The following is an 18,110-nucleotide window of genomic DNA, read 5'->3' on the forward strand; positions in this document are numbered from 1 at the left end:
ACCGCGGCCGCCAAAACAAAGAAGGGAGCTTCAAGTGCATTGACCCAGGCATGACCCACAGAACATAACCGAAGGGTGGGTCAGTTCTCGATGACAAACCCGGGTCAGTTCTCAGCGACATTCAACAGTGGATAGTCCTGAAGGACAGCCATGCTTATCCAGGGTGTCGTGCGACATTGCCCGATGGCCTGCCAGTCACTGGAACCGATGTCGTCGTGAGCTTCGCGGACGGGAATGAGGCGCCGGGCCGCCTATGGCCATCGGCCGACGGCCTCCGCTTGGAGATCGCGAGCTATCGCACCGCGGCGGGAGCCCTGATCGCGCGCAAGGCCTGGTTGTTGCGGCGGGACGATGCCGGCTGGAAGATCAAGACCCGCTTGTCGGGCCCGTCGTAACCGGCATTCAGTGACCCGCCTTGCCCCGATGCCTGAGCGCGTCGACCACGACGCGGAATGCTGGCAGGTTCTGTCGGCGGCTGGGATAGTAGAGGAAATAGCCGTCGAACATGGGCGACCAATCGTCCAGCACCGGGACCAGCGCGCCGGATGCGACCTGGGCCGCGACGATGTCCTCTGGCACATAGGCGATGCCGTAGCCGCTGACCGCCGCGTCGATCATGGCATAGGAATTGTTGAAGGCCAGTTGTCCGTCCACCCGGACGCGCAGCTCCTGCCCATCCTTCTCGAACTCCCAGGCATAGAGACCGCCAGCGGTTTCGTGGCGCATGTTGATGCAGATGTGGCGGACCAGGTCGCGCGGGTGCTGCGGCGTGCCATGCGCGGCCAGGTAACCGGGCGAGGCCACGGCGACCAGCCGCCAGTCGGGGCCGATGCGGACGGCGATCATGTCCTTTTCCACGCTCTCGCCCAGGCGGACACCGGCGTCGAAGCCGTCTTCGACGATATTGCGGAAGCTGCTGTCGAGGATCAGTTCGACGCTGATATCGGGATAGTCGCGCAGGACAGGCTTCAGCTTTGGCCAGACCACGCTTTCCAGCGCATGGTCCGATAGGGTCAGGCGGACGCTGCCCGAGGGCTTGTCGCGTAGCGCGGTCAGCGCGGCGATCTCCTCCTCGATCTCGGCCAGGCGGGGGGTGATGGTGTGCAGCAACCGCTCGCCCGCCGGCGTCGTGGTGACGTTGCGGGTGGTGCGGGTCAGCAGGCGGATGCCCATGCGGGTCTCCAGCTGCTTGATCGCGTGGCTCAGCGTCGATTGCGCCACGCCGATCCTGGCCGCCGCCTTGGTGAAGTTGCGTTCCTCCGCCACGATGCGGAACCAGGTCAGCTGGTTGAGGTCGGTCTTTTCCATGAAGGCAGATTAATCGACCTGTTCGATAGGTCCAATCAAAATGGGGTGGGTAATCGGAAAGGTGGGGATAGGTTATATCCGGCGCGAACCCAATAATCGGAGCATCGGATGGTTTCCACCGTGGAACAGACCGGCAGCCGGCCCGCCGCTTGGGGGGCCGTGCTGTCGATGGCGCTTTGCGTTGCGATGCTGATCGCCTCCGAGTTCATGCCGGTCAGCCTGCTGACGCCGATGGCGGCAGGGCTAGGGGCGACGGAGGGCCAGACCGGCCAGGCGATCTCGGTCAGCGGGCTGTTCGCGGTGCTGGCCAGCCTGTTGATCACCACCGCCGCCGGGATGTTGAACCGCAAAGGGGTGCTGGTGGCGATGACGGCTTTCATGCTGCTGTCGCTGGTGCTGGTCGCGGCGGCGCCGAGCTTCACCGTGCTGATGATCGGGCGCGCCGTCCTGGGCATCTGCATCGGCGGCTTCTGGGCTTTGGCGACCGCCGTCATCATGCGGCTGGTGCCGGCCGAGGACGTGCCGAAGGCGCTTGCGCTGATGTATGGGGGCCAAGCGATTGCGGCGGCCTTCGCCGCGCCGATCGGCAGCTATCTGGGCGGGATCTTCGGCTGGCGGGCAGTGTTCTGGGCGCTGACGCCCATCGTCGCTGTCAACCTCGTCTGGCACCTGATCGCACTGCCCTCGCTGCCCGCGCAGCAGCGGCAGGATGTCCGGGCGCTGTTCGGCCTGCTGAAGCGGCCGTATTTCCGGCGCGGGCTGATCGCCTGCATGCTGTCCTGGGGCTCGGCCTTCAGCATGTTCACCTATCTGCGACCGTTCCTGGAGCAGGTGACCGGCGTCGATGTGGCGACGCTTTCGGCCCTGCTGCTTCTGCTCGGCTGCGCCGGCTTCATCGGCACCTGGGCGGCAGGGCGGTTCATCAAGGGCAATGCCGCGCCGTTCCTGAAACTGCCGGCGCTGGTCATGGGCGGGGCCACGGTCGGACTGCTGCTGCTGGGGCATTCCGTGATCGCCACGGGTCTGTTCATGGCGATCTGGGGGGCGATGAACACCATGTTCTCGGTGATCTGGATGACCTGGATGTCGCAGAACGCCGACGATGCGCCCGAAGCTGCTGGCAGCTTGATGGTGGCGGCGATCCAGGCCTCGATCCTGCTCGGGGCGGTGCTGGGCGGGCTGTTGCTGGACGGGATCTCGATCCGGGCCACCTTCGTCGGCAGCGTGGTGCTGGCCATTGCCGCACTCGCCCTGATCCGGGACGGCAGGCAGATGCTGAAAGGATCCTGACATGACGATCTCCCGCCGCAACCTGCTGGCCGCCGCGGCCGCCGGCCTCGCTCTTCTTCGCGCCGAGGAAAACACCACCATGCGGATCAGATTCCTCTTCGCCGATCAGGACTTCACCGCCACGCTGGAAGACACCCAGCCCGCCCGCGAATTGCTCGCCATGCTGCCCCTGGACCTGACCATCACCGACTATTCGACCAACGAAAAGATCGCCTACCTGCCGCGCAAGCTGGCCAGGGATGGCGCCACCCGCTTCGGCAACGAAGCGCCCGGCGATCTTTGCTATTATGCGCCCTGGGGCAATCTGGCGCTGTTTCATTCCCCCTATCGCTGGTCGCGTGGCCTCATCCGGCTCGGGCGGCTGGATGGCGGACATGAGCCACTGCTGACACGCGGCGAGCATCCGCTGCGCGTCGAAATCCTGTAAGGAGGCCATACCGCCATGAACTACACACATTTCGGCCGCACCGGCCTGCGGGTCAGCCGCGTCGCGCTTGGCACGATGAATTTCGGGGAACTGACCGACCGGGCGACCAGCTTCGCGATCATGGATACGGCGCTGGACGCCGGCATCAATTTCTTCGACACCGCCGATGTCTATGGCGGGCCGCAATCGCCCGACATGGCGAAGGGCTATGGCACCTCGGAAGAGATCATCGGCGACTGGCTGGCGCAGGACGCTTCGCGCCGCGACCGGATCGTGCTGGCGACCAAGGCCTATCAGCCGATGGAGACCGGGCTGAACGACAAATACCTGTCGGCCTACCACATCCGCCGCGCCTGCGAGGCCAGCCTGAAACGGCTAAAAACCGACCACATCGACCTCTACCAGATGCACCATATCGACCGGGCGACGCCTTGGGAGGAGATCTGGCAGGCGATGGAGCAACTGATCCGCGAGGGCAAGATCACCTATGTCGGGTCCAGCAATTTCGCTGGCTGGGACATCGCCACCGCGCAGATGTCGGCCAACGCGCGTCACATGCTGGGGCTGGCCTCGGAACAAAGCCTCTACAACCTGACCGCGCGCACCATCGAGCTGGAGGTGATCCCGGCGCTGCGCCATTTCGGCATCGGCCTGATCCCCTGGAGTCCGATCGGCATGGGCCTTCTTGGCGGCGTGCTGGGCAAGATCGAGGAAGGCCGCCGTGCGACGCCGGGGCTGCAAGCGCGGATCAAGGCCCTGCGCCCGCAGCTTGAGGCCTATGAGGCGCTCTGCACCGAGATCGGCGAGACGCCGGCCAATGTGGCCCTGGCCTGGCTGCTGCACAATCCGGCCGTCACTTCGGTCATCAGCGGTCCCCGCACGGTCGAGCAGTTGCAGCAGAACCTGAAGGCGCCTTCGGTCAGGCTGCCGGGCGAGGTGCTGGCCAAGCTGGACGCAATCTGGCCCGGACCGGGCGGAGAGGCACCCCAAGCCTACGCCTGGTAGGTCGTGCGAAGCATCCGCAACCATCCTCCATACGAACAGAAGGAGATATCCCATTGAATGATCACGTCAGCCGCAGAACCCTGCTTCAGGGATCGGTCGCCGCCGGCACCGTCATCATGCTGGGCGTCGGATCCAGCTCGGCGCAATCCGCATCAGACACCGGAGAAAACACCATGAGCCAGGACTGGGACAAGGTCTTCCCGCGCAGCGAAAACGTGGACCATGAGAAGGTCACCTTCACCAACCGCTACGGCATCATCCTGTCGGGCGATCTCTACCTGCCGAAGGACCGCAGCGGCAGCCTGCCGGCCATCGTCGTCGCCGGTCCGTTCGGCGCGGTGAAGGAACAGTCCTCAGGTCTCTACGCCCAGACCATGGCCGAGCGCGGCTTTGTCGCGCTGGCCTTCGATCCGTCCTACACCGGCGAAAGCGGCGGCGAGCCGCGGAACGTCGCCTCGCCCGATATCAGCACCGAGGATTTCATGGCGGGCGTGGATTACCTCGGCCTGCACGCTGCCGTGGACCGCGAGCGCATCGGTGTCATCGGCATCTGCGGCTGGGGCGGCATGGCGCTGAGCGCCGTGGCGGTGGACAAGCGCGTCAAGGCGGTCGCCGCCAGCACCATGTATGACATGACCCGCGTCATGTCGCAGGGCTACGACGACAGCATGACCCCCGAACAGCGCGCGCAGGTGCTGGAGCAGTTGAGCCGCCAGCGTTGGGAGGATGCGGCGGACGGCGTCCCGGCCTACCAGCCGCCCTATAACGAGTTGCATGGCGGCGAGGCGCAGTTCCTGGTCGATTACCACGACTATTACATGACGCCGCGCGGCTATCATGCGCGCGCGGTCAACTCGGGCAACGCCTGGACGATCACCACGCCGCTGCCCTTCATGAACCTGCCGATCCTCACCCATATCGCGGAGATCGCGCCGCGCCCGATTCTGCTCATCCACGGCGAGAACGCCCATTCCCGCTACTTCAGCGAGGATGCCTACGCGGCCGCCGCCGAGCCGAAGGAGTTGGTGATTATCCCGGGCGCCAATCACGTCGATCTCTACGACCGGATGGACAAAATCCCCTTCGACAGGCTGGCCAGCTTCTTCGGCGAACATCTGGCTGCTTAGGCTGGGCGGGGCTTGCTTGCCATGAGGGAGAATGCGGATATGACCCATGAACCTGCGGGCCTCTCCCGGCGCCTGTTGCTGGTCGCAGCAGCCGCCGGCCTCGCCCTTCCCGCTATCGCTCGCGCCCAGGAAGGATCCGTCATGCGCATCCGGTTCGTCTTTTCCGATCAGGACTTCACCGCGACACTGCAGGATAATCCGTCTGCCCGCGACCTGATCTCGATGCTGCCGCTGGATCTGACAGTCGAGGATTATTCGACCAACGAGAAGATCGCCTATCTGCCGCGCAAGCTGACCGAGGAAGGCAGTGGCCCCTTCGGCAACGAGGCACCGGGCGATCTGTGCTATTACGCGCCCTGGGGCAATCTGGCGATGTTCCATGCCTCCTACTGCTGGTCGCGCGGGCTGATCCGGCTGGGACGGCTGGATCAGGGATCCGCACCCCTGTTGCAGCGTGGCGAATATCCGCTGCGCGTCGAACCCCTTGCATGAATCGCAGCCTCGCCAGCAAATAAAGCCTACAAAGGAGACCTGACATGATCATTCTCGCCTATGGCGCCCCCGCCGCCGACCAGCCGGTCTCGCGCATGGAGATCACCCGCCGCGCGCCCGGCCCGCATGACGTGAAGATCGAGATCCTCTATTGCGGCATCTGCCATTCCGACCTGCACCAAGTCCGCAGCGAATGGGCCGGCACGCTTTACCCCTGCGTGCCGGGCCACGAGATCGTCGGCCGCGTCGCCACCGTCGGCAGCCATGTGACCGCGCACAAGCCCGGCGACCTGGTCGGCGTCGGCTGCATCGTGGACAGTTGCCAGAGCTGCGCCGATTGCGACGAGGGGCTGGAGAACTACTGCGACGGCATGGTCGGCACCTATAACGGCCCCAGTGCCGACGCCCCGGGCCACACGCTGGGCGGCTATTCGCAGCAAGTCGTCGTGCATGAACGCTACGCCCTGAAGATCACCCATCCCGAGGATCAACTGGCCGCCGTGGCGCCGCTGCTCTGCGCCGGCATCACGACCTATTCGCCGCTGCGTCACTGGGGCGCGGGGCCGGGCAAGAAGGTCGGCGTCGTGGGGATCGGCGGCCTCGGCCATATGGGCGTGAAGCTGGCCCATGCCATGGGCGCGCATGTCGTGGCCTTCACCACCTCCGAATCCAAGCGCGCCGATGCCCTGGCGCTCGGCGCCGATGAGGTCGTGGTCTCGCGCAACCCGGACGAGATGGCGGCGCAGGCGAAAAGCTTCGATTTCATCCTCAACACCGTCGCCGCCCCGCATGATCTGGACGCCTTCCTGGCGCTTCTGAAGCGCGACGGCACCATGGCGCTGGTGGGGGCGCCGGCGACGCCGCATCCCTCGCCCAATGTCTTCAACCTGATCATGAAGCGCCGCGGCCTGGCCGGCTCGATGATCGGCGGCATCCCGGAAACCCAAGAGATGCTGGACTTCTGCGCCGCCCACGGCATCGTGGCCGATATCGAGATGATCCGTGCCGACCAGATCGAGCCCGCCTATGAGCGGATGCTGAAGGGCGATGTAAAATACCGCTTCGTCATGGACATCGCCACCATCGCCGCCTGAAAGGAGCCGCAGATGAAGATCACCCGCTCGGGCGCGACGCCCTCGACCGCCGGGCCGGCCGACTGGTTCACCGGCAGCGTCCGCATCGACCCGCTGTTCGCGGCCGAGGCGCCGGGCCGCGCCGCCGGCGCCCATGTCACCTTCGAGCCGGGCGCGCGCACCGCCTGGCACACGCATCCCGCCGGCCAGACCCTGATCGTCACCTTCGGCCGCGGGTGCGTCCAGCGCGAGGGCGGGTCGGTCGAGGAAATCCGGGCCGGCGACGTGGTCTGGTTCCCGGCCGGCGAAAAGCATTGGCACGGCGCCGCCCCCGACACCGCCATGAGCCATATCGCCATCCAGGAAGTGATCGACGGATCGGCGGTGACATGGATGGAGAAGGTCTCGGACGCGGATTACGCCGGCTGACAAGCCCCAGATTGAGGAGCCGGCGCGCGAGAGCGTCGACGAAAAACTCGGCTCGTGGAAATAAAGCATGCCCGCGGGGCCGATGATCTAGACTGAGGAGTTATAAAGAGCCGAGAACCCCGGCCCTATCGCGATCACCCGCCGAACTATGCGCCCTTCATGCGTCGTGTCGACCATAAGGATGGCGTGGATCCCTGAGCATCAGCACCCACGATTCCAAAGCCAGCTATCGGTATGAGAGGAGGCAAACTCAGCTGTGTTTTTCCACCCGTCCCGTCGAGAAAACGATGCCGAAGCTGATGGCTCTCTCACTCCCCCTTGCCATGGAGACAGAATTCACCACCACTCTGCGCCCGGGCGCCAGTCAATGCGAGATCTCTATGGGGTCTTCTACGGTGAGGGGCCGAATTGGGACAATTCTATCCGCTATGTCCAGCGCATAGGTTATCCACATTTTTAGAATAAATCGGCCAGATCGCCGGTAGGGATTTTCACCACATCCCTATATATTCCCGGAAAATCAAGCGCTCGTCCGAGGTGGAAACATGAAAGCCAACAAGCTCATCGCCGCAATTTCGGCTGCCGCCATCTCTGTCGGGACAGGCCAGGCATTCGCCCAGGAAATGCAGGCCGGGATTTTCATGGTGGCGAAAGGCGCAAGCCAGAAGATCGACCGTTTCGGGGTTTGCAAGGTGATCAAGAATGCCGGGGCAAATCCGATCATGGTGCCGGCCGGGACGGCTCAACAGTGGAGCACTGGGAAAAACGCGTTTCTGACCAACATCGCGGGCATCCCGGGCGTGACGGTGGACCCGTGCGACATCCCGCTGAAATTGGTGGGCTGCTCCGTTCTCGACCCTTATGATGGGTCCACCATCCAGATCCGCAACTTCGGGGTGAACTTCGAGACCGGAGGGATGCGTAGCTGGAAGGTCTTCGAACAGGCGGAATACGATTCCCCCGTCGCCCCCACCACCTGTGGCGACATCAAGAACGCCGGCAACAAGGCCGCGATCCGAAACGCGATGAACGCGAACATGAGTGCGATTGCCGGGGCTGGCGTGAAGACATGCGTGCCGCCGAGCGGAGCGGTCTGGAACCCGACGACCTACCGCCACATCATCAAGGGTGTCCAGTCGGATGTGCTCATGGACTTTTCCGGCCAGGGGCGGGGCTGGCTCGACGGGATCCAGGCCCACCTTCGGCCCACGCACGGCGGCGGGATGTCGCATTACGGCACGCATGTTTACCAGGCGGTGTTCGGCAATGCCGCGAATGCGACGATATCACGGGAGGCGAACGGCACGCTTTTCGAATATTTTGATTCGATGACGTGCCAGACGGCCGCGGAGACGCAGTGTGCGGTCCCCTTCATCGAGGGGAACGGGGACAATCCGTCCGTGGATGTGATGTGGATGCTCAAGAGCTGCTGATCGGGGAAGGTTGGCCTCGACGAAGCGGATCGCCGGATCGGTCCAGGCCGGCGGGTTCCGGGCATTGCCGATTATCGGTCTCCCTCGCCTGCCGGAATTATGAAGGGCGGCCTCCGGATCGCTCCTTCGGGCGTGGCTATAAGCGCCATCAGGAGCGGTAGCTTGATCCAAAGCGTATGGTTCCCATGAAGAAAATGCCGTCGATCTTTCCCGTGGGGCGCTGACGATTGACGCAGGTAAAACGAGGCGTTTCAGGATTTACGGTGAGGGTGAGATGTCATGGATCAGCTCCATCGGCCCTAGGCGGTCAGGTTCCGCTGTCGCCCATATGTGATCGTCAACACAGTCCCGGACCATTTCCATGAACATCTCCTCCTTCCGCTGATCGCAGACCTGGTAAAGGATTTCCTTCAAGCCAAGCCTTGTGATCGCGGGGCCTATCCGAAGATCCGTATCCGGCGCCGCCTGCCACCTTAGCTTCTGACTGTCAGTCATACCGGACCGCCCACGATCACGTGGAGCGACCGCCCGTCATCCCCTGGAACACGCACTTTGCCAGAGCTTCGGCCTCATCCCGGCTGCGCCGTCCGGCCATATCGGCCACAGCCACTGACGGCCGGCGGGGACAGGTTCAAGCGTGGAACCTCTGCCGATATTCACCCGGCGGCAGGCCGACGATGCGCAGGAACACCTTGCGGAAGGCGCCGGGGTCGGAATAGCCGACCTCCCAGGCGATGCGCTCGATGGGTTGCTGGGCGAATTGCAGCAATTCCTGCGCCTTGGCCACCCGCAGGCGCTGCGCGTAGTCGGTTGCGGTCAGCCCGGTCGCCTTCTGAAAGCGGCGCAGGAAGGTGCGGGGCTCCAGCCCGGCCTCGGCGGCCAGGACGGCCAGGCGGGCCTCCTTGCCCTCGCTGGCCTGCAGGGCGTGCTGCGCCTTCAGGATCGCGGCATCGCCATGGGTCAGCCGGGGCACGAAGCCGCTGTAATAGCGCTGCTCGCGCCCCGGCGGATCGACCAGCAGCATCCGGGCGGTTTCCGCCATGACCACGGGACCGAGGAAGCGGGCCACCAGCATCAGCCCCAGATCCGTCCATGACATCAGCCCGCCCGCCGAAATGATGTCGCCGCCGTCGATCGTCAGCCGATCCGTATCGACCTGCGCGTCGGGAAAGCGGCCCTGCAGGGCCTGGGCATAGGTCCAATGCGTGGTCACGGCGCGCCCGGCCAGAAGCCCGGTCTCCCCCAGCAGGAAGGCGCCGGCGCAGACCGAAGCGAGCACCGAGCCCTCGGCATGGCGGTCGCGCAGCCAGCGGGCGAATGGGGCGGCGGCCTCGGCGCTGATCGGCGGCTCCAGCGAGGGCGGCAGGATCAGCACGTCGCAGGCGGAGGTCTCACGCGCCGGCGCCTGCGGATCGCTGTCGAAGACGATCTGCGCAGGCGCGCCATCTTCCACGCGAAGGTGAAAGACCCGCAACCGGTGATCTTGCCGCGTGATCCTGGCGGCGATGCGGAACAGGTCGGTCAATCCCAGCACGGCCGAGAGCTGCGCGCCGGGATAAAGCAGGATTCCGATCCTGGCCCCTGCATTGTCCATATCGCCCCTGTTTCTGTCGGTTGCGCCAATGGCCGCGACTGTCGCCGAAGGTCATATCCTGGGCAAGCATCAACCCGTATCGAAAGGACAGAACATGTCGAAACGCGCCATTCTCGTCGTCGATCTTCAGAACGAATACTGGCCGCAGGGAAACTTCCCCCTTGTGGGAATCGAGGCCGCTGCCGCCAACGCCGCCCGCGTCATCGCCCATGCCCGCGACAAGGGAGACCTGGTGGTGAACATCCGCCATGAAGCGCCCGGCGGGCCGATCTTCGTGCCCGGCAGCAAAGGGGCGGAAATCAACGACGCCGTCCTGCCGCAGGGTGACGAACCGGTCGTCACCAAGAATTTCCCGAACTCTTTCCGCGAGACCGGGCTGGACGGCATGCTGAAGGAGAAAGGCATCGAAGAGGTCGTGGTCGTCGGCGCCATGAGCCACATGTGCGTGGACGCCACCACCCGCGCCGCCAATGACCTGGGCTATCACACCACCACCATCCACGACGCCTGCGCCACCCGCGACCTGGAATTCAACGGCGTGACCACGCCGGCGGCACAGGTCCATGCCGCCTATATGGCCGCGCTCGCCTTCCTCTATGGCGAGGTCACCGGCACCGACGCGTTCATCGCCCGCTGAACCGGCATCGAGGAAAGGAGTTCCATCATGACCACACGCAGGCAGCTTTTCGCCCTGTCCGGCGGGGCATTGGCCGCAACCGCCCTGGCCGGGCATGCACAAGAAGCCGAAGACCGCCAGCCGGGGGTCAGGATCACCCAGATCCGCATCGCCACGCTGCATGTCGATTATGCCGGCACCCGCTTCCTGGTCGATCCGATGCTGTCGGATCGCCATGCCTGGCCCGGCTTCGAGGGCACGGTGAACAGCGAGGAACGCAACCCGCTGGTGCATCTGCCGCTGACGATGGACGAGATCCTCGACGTCGACGCGGTGATCGTGACCCATCTGCACGAGGACCATTGGGACGAGGCCGCCCGCAACCTGGTGCCGAAGGGGATCTCGCTGTTTGCGCAGAACGAGGCGGATGCGGAAACCATCCGCGGCCAGGGCTTTGCCGACGTTCGGGTGCTGTCGGACAGTTCCAGCTTCAACGGCATCCGGTTGGTCAAGACCGGTGGTCGCCACGGCACCGAGGCCGCCTATGCGGTGGCCGGGGATCTGCTGGGCCAGGTCTGCGGCGTGGTGTTTATTCACTCAGACGAAAAGACTGTCTATCTGGCAGGCGACACGATCTGGAACGACGATGTCGCTGAAGCGATTGCTACCCACAAGCCCGACGTCGCGATCCTGAACACGGGCGACGCCAAGCTGGTAGGCGTGGATGACGGGATCATCATGGGCAAGGCGGATGTGCTGGCGGTCCACAAGGCAGCGCCGGACACCCTCCTGATCGCCTCGCATATGGAGGCGATCAACCATTGCACGCTGACGCGGGCCGAATTGCGGGCCTTTGCGCGCGAGAATGGCTTCCTGGAAAAGCTGCTGACGCCGGGCGACGGGGAAACCATCGCCCTGTAAGCCTGTTTCGCCCGCGGGTCGGATGTTCGTGGGCGAAACGATCCGCCGCCGAAGCCCGGACGCGGGCCTCAGCCGGCGGCACGACCCGGCGCGGCGGGAACCGTGCGGCCACCGCCGAAGCTGTTGAGCATCAGGGCCGCGATCACCAGCGCCACGCCCGCCACCTCCCACGGGCTGGGGATCTGTCCGCCGATCAGGGCGATGGCAAAGGCGGTCACCGGCACCAGGTTGATGAACAACACCCCCATTCTGGGTCCCAGCGCACGCATCCCGGCATTCCAGAACAGGAATCCCATCACCGAGGCGGCCAGGACCATGTATGCCATCCCCGGCGCTGCCCGCCCGAACGCGGCACGATCCGGGATGGCGGCATGGCCGGTCGCCAGGGCAACCATCTCGACCCCCACGATGGTCAGCGTGCCGAGCATCAGCGTCAGCGTGGTATAGCGCAGGCCGGACCATCCCGGAAAACCGGCCGCGCCAAGCGTGTAAAGCACCCAGCAGGTCGCGCCGGCCAGCACCAAGGCCTCGCCGCCGCCTACGCTGCCCTGCAGCAGGACCGCAGGATGACCGGCGGTGACCACCAGGACCACGCCGGCCAGACCGACCAGCACGGCGAAAAGCCCGCGCCCCGTCGGCAGGCTGCGGCTGCGGATCGCGGTGATGATGACGGTGATCAGCGGCATCAGGGCGGGCATGACCGCGGCGTGTTGCGGCTGGGTCATGCGCAGGCCGATGACCAGCAGCAGGCCGAATCCGGCAAACCCCAGCGTGCCCAGCCACCATAGCCGCAGGGCCCGGCCGTCGAAGGCCAGGGCGCTGCGTCCCTCGATCACCAGAAGCAAGGCGACCAGGATCGGCGTGGCCAGGCCGAACCGGATCAGCGTCAGTGTGATCGGGTCCAGGATGGACAGCAGCGGCTTCAGCACCGGAAACATCCCGCCCCATGCGATGGCGGTCGCGGCAAGCATCGCCACGCCGGCAAAACTCCGGTGCCTGAGGGTCATAGGCGCATTCCTTCTGATGAGGCCCGCAACATAGCCGTGGACGGGATGCGCGGAAATGCGCAAGAATGCGGAATGCCTGCGCAAAAAACCCCAGAGCTTCGCGCGCCCAAATGGGACCGCCTCCGCACCGTTCTGGCGCTGGGACGGCATGGCACGCTTTCCGCGGCGGCCAGGGCGCTCGGCGTCGATCATTCGACCGTTGCCCGGCATCTGGAAAGCCTGGAGCAGGATCTGGGCGCACGGCTTTTCGAGCGCGCCGCGGACGGGTTCCGCATCACTGTGCTGGGCGAGGAGGTGATGCGATCGGCCGAACGCATGGATGCGGAAGTTCACGGGTTGCTGCGTCGTGCCGAGGGAGCGGCGGCCTCGCTCACCGGCCTGGTGCGGATGACAACACCGCCGTTCCTGGCTGCGAAACTGTTCGCCCCGGCGCTGCCCGCCTTCTTCCGGCGCTATCCGGGCCTGCGGCTGGAGTTGTTGGGCGAGAGCCGCAACCTGGACCTTTACCGGCGCGAGGCGGATGTGGCAGTGCGGCTGTCGCGGCCACGGGAACCCGGGATGGTGGTCCGGCGCATCGGTGAGATCCGCTTCGCCTGCTACGCGGCGGCCTCGGACCCGCGGCCCTTCGAGGTGCAGGACTACCTGACCTATGACGACGGATCGGGCCACGAGACGGCGCGGCGCCACCTGGAGACGATGGTGCCCTCAGAGCGCATCCTGCTGCGCTCGAACGCGACCCATACCCTGCTGGAGGCCGCGCGCGCGGGGTCGGGCTGCGCGCTGCTGCCCTGTCTCGCCGCCGAGGGCGATGCCTCGCTGCGCGAGCTTGCCATGCCGCAACCGCTGCCGGCCATGCCCCTGTGGCTGTCCTATCACGAGGATCTGCGGCGCAGCCCCAGGCTGCGCGCTGCGGTCGGGTTCATGGAAGAGGTCGTCCATGGAGGAACTGACCTGTGAGCGAAGCGTCCAGCCGTTGCCGAAGATCAATCCCTAGTTTGATCGCCACCACCTGGGCGCGGCATAGAAGACGGCAAGTGAGTCCGGGAACCAGGCGAAGGTCTGAATAGCCCCACGGATCCAAACAGTCGGAGCCTGCTTAGTTTCCATGAACGCTGAGTGAGCTGGTGGGCGACCCGGGGCAGATAGGCCATATCGGACAGGCGGCTGCGTCGCGGGCGGAACCTTTTGTTGCCTTTTTTCCTGATCTGAGCTCCTTCCTGTGAGGCGCTGACAGCTGAAGGTAGGTAAACGAGGCGTTTCAGGATTTACGATGAGGGTGAGATGTCATGGACCGGCTCCATCGGCCCCAGGCGGTCAGATACTTCTTCCGCCCAGATGTGATCGTCAACACAGTCCCGGACCATTACCATGAACATCTCTTCCTTCCGCTGATCGCAGACCAGGTAAAGGATTTCCCCTAGGGCAAGCCTTGTGATCGCGGAGGTTATCCGGACATCCGCGTCCAGCGCAGCCTCCCAGGCGATCATCAGCGTCCCCTGATTGTCCGCAGAAGAACAATAGTCATAGATGCGTCCAAGTTCCTGGTGAAGCTTGTCGCCTAGCTTTTCGATCCGGGTGCGCATGGGGCGGATGTCCTCTGATGATCAGTATTTATCCCATGCTCAAATGAAAAGACAAAGCGGCGCTTAAATGAGGCGTTTGCAAGCTTGATAATTACGTGATTTGATGAATTATTTTTCAACCATCATTTTGTTATGGCCGGCATGTCGGTTGATTTCATTTCTCACACCGCTGATGGTGGCAAACAGCTATTTTTATCAAAGTCGGTCCCAGGCCGCCGTCGTTCTCCGATCCGGCGCTGACGGCGCCGCTTCTTGCGGCGGCTTCCGCGCTCATCCTGTATCCCCAGGAGGGGGCACGCCGCCATGATCGTCGAACCCTCCCGAAGTCTGCGGCGGATCGCGCTCGGGCTTGCCGGTGAAACCGTCCCTCGCAATAGTGTTCTGCATGTTCGGTAGGTCGGCTGCCGCGGATGCTCAGGGAGGTTCAGGATGGCGGACCAGGACAATGGCCCCAAGAAAATCAAGCGGCGTCGGGGAAACACCCTCGAGCACTGGGAAGTCGCCTTGGTCAAGGCGATGATCGCCCGGGGCGGAGCATTCACGAATGATCAGGACATCCTGGCCTACTTCACTCGGCCGACCCGGACGGTAAACCATCGGCTGATCGGAGAAATCCGAACCGAGGCGAAGCACAAAGCGACGAAACCCGCGACTGACGACGATCTGGACGCCTTTCTCTCGACGTGGCCGGACATCGATCATGCGACCGGCCTGAGCATTCGCGGCGATGAACTGCTCATCAAGGCACGGGAGGCGATGATCGCCGGGGTCCAGACCTTCAACTCCGCCGGGCTGACCTTCCGGGCCGAGTTGTTCATCGTTACGGCGATCATCGCCTGGACATATCTGCTCCACGCCTGGTTCCGGCGGGAGGGAATCGACTATCGTTATGCGGGGCAGAAGACCAAGGAGGGCGCCGAAAAATTCTGGGAGCTTGGTCACTGCCTAAAGCAGCCGAAATGCCCGGTGAAAGGCGGGGCCGCCAGGAACCTCGAGTTTCTGATCGAGATCCGCCACGAGATCGAACACCGTTCGACCAACCGGATTGACGATGCGCTTGGCGCGAAGCTGCAGTCCTGCGCGCTGAATTTCAACGACCTGCTGAAGAAGGAGTTCGGGGTGCAGTATGGGCTGGAGAAACGCCTGCCGCTCGCATTGCAGTTCGTTTCCTTCGGTGCGGAACAGCGGGCCGCCCTGAAGAAGGCGTCCGGTCTTCCGAAGCATATCGAGGCGGCCATCGATGCGTTCGAGCATGGCCTCACCGACGAGGAGATGAAGGATCCGGCCTATCGTATCTCCTACGGCTTCGTGCCGATGGTGGCGAAGAAGCCCGGCGCGGCCGACACCGCGGTTCATATCGTCTCCGGCGGCAGCGATGAGGCGGGGGAAATCAGCAAGATCATCCTCAAAGAGGTGAACAAGGATCGGTATCCGCCCAACAAAGTGGTGGAGAAGATGCAAGCGGCAGGTTTCCCGAAATTCCGCATGCATGACCATACGCAGCTCTGGAAGCAACTCGATGCGAAAAACCCGGGTAAAGGCTTCGGGTGCATCGGCGATTATGGGAATTGGGTCTGGTTCGATCGTTGGATCGATCATGTGCGCCAGCACTGCGAAGCTGAAGGTGAGAAATTCCGTTAATGTCCGATATTCATGTCAGTCGGCTATCCTTTACCGGGTTCCAACGCCTTCGGGCCAGAACCCCACAGGGGGTTCCGGCTGCAGGCATTTTCGGATGGAGTAGCCCGGCCCCGAAGGCCGAGCCGACCGCGATCAGTTCTCGATCTTGCCGATAGGGCAGTGCCAAGGCATCAGCTTGCCATAGTCGATTTCGCCCTTGCTGCTCTCGATCTCTCCGACCACCCAATTCAGATAGCTGCGCGGATTGACCCGGTTCAGTCGTGCGCTCTCGATCAGGCTGTATTAAATCGCCCAGACCTCGGCCGCTTCATGGTTTCCGGCGAAGAGCGAGTTCTTTTTGGTCAGTGCGATCCCGCGGATGCAGCGTTCGACCGGATTGTTGTCGATTTCGAGGCGGCCGTCGAATGCGAAGCGCTGCAGTGCATCGAAAGCCTTCAGCGCATAGTTGACCGCCTTTTTCAGCGTCCCCTGCGCGCCAGGTTCAGCCTTGACCAGTTCCGCCCAGATCTCCGCCAGGACCGGCAGAGTCCGCTCCTGCCTCATCGCTCTGCGCACATCTGGTGGAAGACCGCGTGCGGCTTTCTCCACAGCATACATTTTCCGGATCATCTGGACGAACCTTTTGGCCAGCGGGCTTTCGTCGCGAGGAACGCCTCGTGGAAGTTCCGGCGGGCATGCGCCCAGCAGCGAACCGAAAGCAGCCTCTTAATACCTTCTTTCTGAAACAGCCGATTATAGCCCGCATAGCCGTCAGTGATCAGATATCGGAACGAGGCGCCGGTAAGAAGCTCCTCGATCACGGAACCTGCCCGGGAGGGGGCGTAGAAGTAGACCACCGCGGGCTCGGCTTCCGGATTCCAGCCTCACTCATCACGGCAAACCGCCCAGAAATACCCTAGATCACATTTGCCCTTCCCCGGCGCCTGCACACGCACCGGGGTTTCGTCCGCATGGGCAACGTTCCCGGCTTTGACGTGATCGAACAAGGCCTGCCGCACCGGCTTCAGATAACGCGCCAGATGGGTGACACCGCCGCCGATAGCCTGTCGGCTCAGGTTCACGTTGGCATGCTGCAGTCGGCGCGCCATCCGGAACGTCGGAATATGCTCGAAGAACTTCTGGATGGCCGCTTCGGCTGCGAAGGTCGGATCGATGACGCGCCCTTTCATGATGTAATTTTCGGATTTGGCGGCCACGGGCTTATTGTCCTTGCAGCGTTCGTCGTGATTGCAGGCGCAGGTATGATGGACGTGACGGATGAACTCGACATGCTCAGGGATGGCCATCCGAAATTATTTCGTATGGTGTTATTGCGGTTAGAAAAACCTGCGTCAGCCACCCAAATGAAAAAAATTCAAATGGCAGATTAACGTCAGTTCGTGCCCCGATCAGGAGGGTTCGGCACCGCCGAGGTCTCACGCGTGAGGTGAGACGGCTGGGGAAAGGGGCTCGTCAGGCCATAAACTGACTTCTGCAACAAGGCCCAAGGACGGACTGGGTCACCAGCCAGATGGCCTGATCTACTTTTTCAGACAGACCTGGTGAGGGCGGGGCGGCGAGTATGACAGGGGCGGTTATCGTCTCGGCTATGCGGATATACGCACACTGCCCTCAGCTCTTCGCAGCGATCTTTCGGAGGGCCTTGGCTACCGCGATTACGGCGCGGTTGTTTCGGCTTTCGGGCAGCATCCATGCCATGATCGACAGGCCCAACGGAGCAGGGCGGTCGAAGGGGGCGACCAGGGCACCGCTGTCAAGATGCCGCTGGATGAGTGATCGCCGCCCCATTAGAACCCCGGCGCCTGCCAGCGCCGCCTGCACGGCGACCGCATAGAGCGAAAAGCCGGGACCAGTCGGAACCATTCGTTCGTCCAGCGCCACGGCGTCGGCCCAGACACGCCAGTCCTGCCAGACGACGTCCGCGATGCACAAGACCTTTGCCAGATCGGCGGGTTCCGCAAGGCTTTCGGCCAGGTCAGGGGCGCATACCGGCAGAAGGTTTTCCGCCCCAAGATCAATCCTGCCGGGGTCGGGAGCGGCATAGAACAGGCACAGGTCGAAGGGCGTGCGCTTGAGATCCGGCGGATCCTCCAGCGCCGTGACCGAGATGTCCACCTGTGCCAGCGCCGCGCGCAGGGCGGGCAGGCGCGGTGCAAGCCACAGC

Annotated in this window: 19 protein-coding genes and 1 pseudogene; 13 read left to right on the top strand and 7 right to left on the bottom strand. The window is 63.8% G+C overall.

Annotation, left to right across the window (positions count from 1 at the left end; translation table 11 throughout):
• The first annotated feature begins 215 nt into the window (after nt 1-215).
• Entirely contained in the window at nt 216-395 is a 180-nt protein-coding gene (locus IT40_RS23520) for a hypothetical protein (RefSeq protein WP_036760272.1), read from the top strand.
• A 7-nt stretch (nt 396-402) separates the two neighbouring features.
• Here the strand turns inward: IT40_RS23520 and IT40_RS23525 are convergent, their stop codons facing one another.
• Nucleotides 403-1,308, bottom strand: a complete 906-nt coding sequence (locus tag IT40_RS23525) for a LysR family transcriptional regulator (RefSeq protein WP_036760273.1) — start codon at nt 1,306-1,308, stop codon at nt 403-405.
• 108 nt (nt 1,309-1,416) lie between these two features.
• On the opposite strand from IT40_RS23525, the gene IT40_RS23530 reads away from it, so the two are divergent.
• The 8 genes from IT40_RS23530 to IT40_RS23565 all read left to right on the top strand — a co-directional run bounded on the left by IT40_RS23530 (nt 1,417) and on the right by IT40_RS23565 (nt 8,584).
• The gene (locus tag IT40_RS23530; RefSeq protein ID WP_052096251.1) at nt 1,417-2,598 is read left to right on the top strand and encodes an MFS transporter; all 1,182 of its coding nucleotides are present in this window, start codon (nt 1,417-1,419) and stop codon (nt 2,596-2,598) included.
• A gap of 1 nt (nt 2,599) precedes the next feature.
• Nucleotides 2,600-3,025, top strand: a complete 426-nt coding sequence (locus IT40_RS23535; RefSeq protein WP_166436151.1) for a cyclophilin-like fold protein — start codon at nt 2,600-2,602, stop codon at nt 3,023-3,025.
• 15 nt (nt 3,026-3,040) lie between these two features.
• Nucleotides 3,041-4,030, top strand: coding sequence for an aldo/keto reductase (locus tag IT40_RS23540; protein WP_036760274.1), 990 nt, complete (start codon nt 3,041-3,043; stop codon nt 4,028-4,030).
• Between the two features lie 53 nt (nt 4,031-4,083).
• Nucleotides 4,084-5,157 (top strand): alpha/beta hydrolase, encoded by a 1,074-nt coding sequence (locus IT40_RS23545; protein ID WP_052096252.1) that lies wholly within the window; start codon nt 4,084-4,086, stop codon nt 5,155-5,157.
• A 21-nt stretch (nt 5,158-5,178) separates the two neighbouring features.
• A complete protein-coding gene (locus tag IT40_RS23550; RefSeq protein ID WP_243700326.1) occupies nt 5,179-5,649 on the top strand; it encodes a cyclophilin-like fold protein in 471 nt (156 codons plus the stop codon).
• Between the two features lie 44 nt (nt 5,650-5,693).
• Nucleotides 5,694-6,743 (top strand): NAD(P)-dependent alcohol dehydrogenase, encoded by a 1,050-nt coding sequence (locus IT40_RS23555; protein ID WP_036760277.1) that lies wholly within the window; start codon nt 5,694-5,696, stop codon nt 6,741-6,743.
• A gap of 12 nt (nt 6,744-6,755) precedes the next feature.
• Nucleotides 6,756-7,151 (top strand): (R)-mandelonitrile lyase, encoded by a 396-nt coding sequence (locus IT40_RS23560; protein ID WP_036760278.1) that lies wholly within the window; start codon nt 6,756-6,758, stop codon nt 7,149-7,151.
• A 545-nt stretch (nt 7,152-7,696) separates the two neighbouring features.
• Nucleotides 7,697-8,584, top strand: coding sequence for a hypothetical protein (locus IT40_RS23565; RefSeq protein WP_036760279.1), 888 nt, complete (start codon nt 7,697-7,699; stop codon nt 8,582-8,584).
• 631 nt (nt 8,585-9,215) lie between these two features.
• Here IT40_RS23565 and IT40_RS23575 read toward each other — a convergent pair.
• Complete coding sequence (locus IT40_RS23575; protein WP_036760281.1) at nt 9,216-10,178, bottom strand: GlxA family transcriptional regulator; 963 nt, start codon at nt 10,176-10,178, stop codon at nt 9,216-9,218.
• A gap of 94 nt (nt 10,179-10,272) precedes the next feature.
• On the opposite strand from IT40_RS23575, the gene IT40_RS23580 reads away from it, so the two are divergent.
• Both IT40_RS23580 and IT40_RS23585 read left to right on the top strand, forming a co-directional pair.
• Nucleotides 10,273-10,815 (top strand): cysteine hydrolase family protein, encoded by a 543-nt coding sequence (locus IT40_RS23580; RefSeq protein ID WP_036760287.1) that lies wholly within the window; start codon nt 10,273-10,275, stop codon nt 10,813-10,815.
• Between the two features lie 27 nt (nt 10,816-10,842).
• Complete coding sequence (locus IT40_RS23585; protein WP_084197402.1) at nt 10,843-11,715, top strand: MBL fold metallo-hydrolase; 873 nt, start codon at nt 10,843-10,845, stop codon at nt 11,713-11,715.
• A 68-nt stretch (nt 11,716-11,783) separates the two neighbouring features.
• Here IT40_RS23585 and IT40_RS23590 read toward each other — a convergent pair whose 3' ends face one another.
• On the bottom strand, nt 11,784-12,722 hold the full coding sequence (locus IT40_RS23590; RefSeq protein WP_166436150.1) for a DMT family transporter: 939 nt from the start codon (nt 12,720-12,722) through the stop codon (nt 11,784-11,786).
• A gap of 72 nt (nt 12,723-12,794) precedes the next feature.
• On the opposite strand from IT40_RS23590, the gene IT40_RS23595 reads away from it, so the two are divergent.
• Nucleotides 12,795-13,679 carry a LysR family transcriptional regulator gene (locus IT40_RS23595; RefSeq protein ID WP_052096257.1) on the top strand — a complete coding sequence of 295 codons (885 nt, stop codon included), beginning with the start codon at nt 12,795-12,797 and terminating at the stop codon, nt 13,677-13,679.
• Between the two features lie 308 nt (nt 13,680-13,987).
• Here IT40_RS23595 and IT40_RS23600 read toward each other — a convergent pair whose 3' ends face one another.
• Nucleotides 13,988-14,305, bottom strand: a complete 318-nt coding sequence (locus IT40_RS23600; protein WP_036760283.1) for a hypothetical protein — start codon at nt 14,303-14,305, stop codon at nt 13,988-13,990.
• 429 nt (nt 14,306-14,734) lie between these two features.
• Between IT40_RS23600 and IT40_RS23605 the strand changes: the two genes are divergently transcribed.
• Nucleotides 14,735-15,946 (top strand): DUF3644 domain-containing protein, encoded by a 1,212-nt coding sequence (locus IT40_RS23605; protein ID WP_084197406.1) that lies wholly within the window; start codon nt 14,735-14,737, stop codon nt 15,944-15,946.
• A 132-nt stretch (nt 15,947-16,078) separates the two neighbouring features.
• Here the strand turns inward: IT40_RS23605 and IT40_RS30975 are convergent, their stop codons facing one another.
• From IT40_RS30975 to IT40_RS23615, 3 genes and pseudogenes are all read right to left on the bottom strand, one after another.
• Nucleotides 16,079-16,222, bottom strand: coding sequence for a transposase domain-containing protein (locus IT40_RS30975; RefSeq protein ID WP_084197408.1), 144 nt, complete (start codon nt 16,220-16,222; stop codon nt 16,079-16,081).
• Nucleotides 16,223-16,228: 6 nt separating this feature from the next.
• Nucleotides 16,229-17,232 (bottom strand): annotated as a pseudogene (gene tnpC, locus IT40_RS30980) (IS66 family transposase).
• 325 nt (nt 17,233-17,557) lie between these two features.
• Nucleotides 17,558-18,110, bottom strand: a 553-nt coding sequence (locus IT40_RS23615) for a LysR substrate-binding domain-containing protein (RefSeq protein WP_036760284.1), incomplete at its 5' end; no start/stop codon positions are given.

This window comes from Paracoccus versutus, from assembly GCF_000763885.1.
GTDB lineage: Bacteria > Pseudomonadota > Alphaproteobacteria > Rhodobacterales > Rhodobacteraceae > Paracoccus > Paracoccus versutus.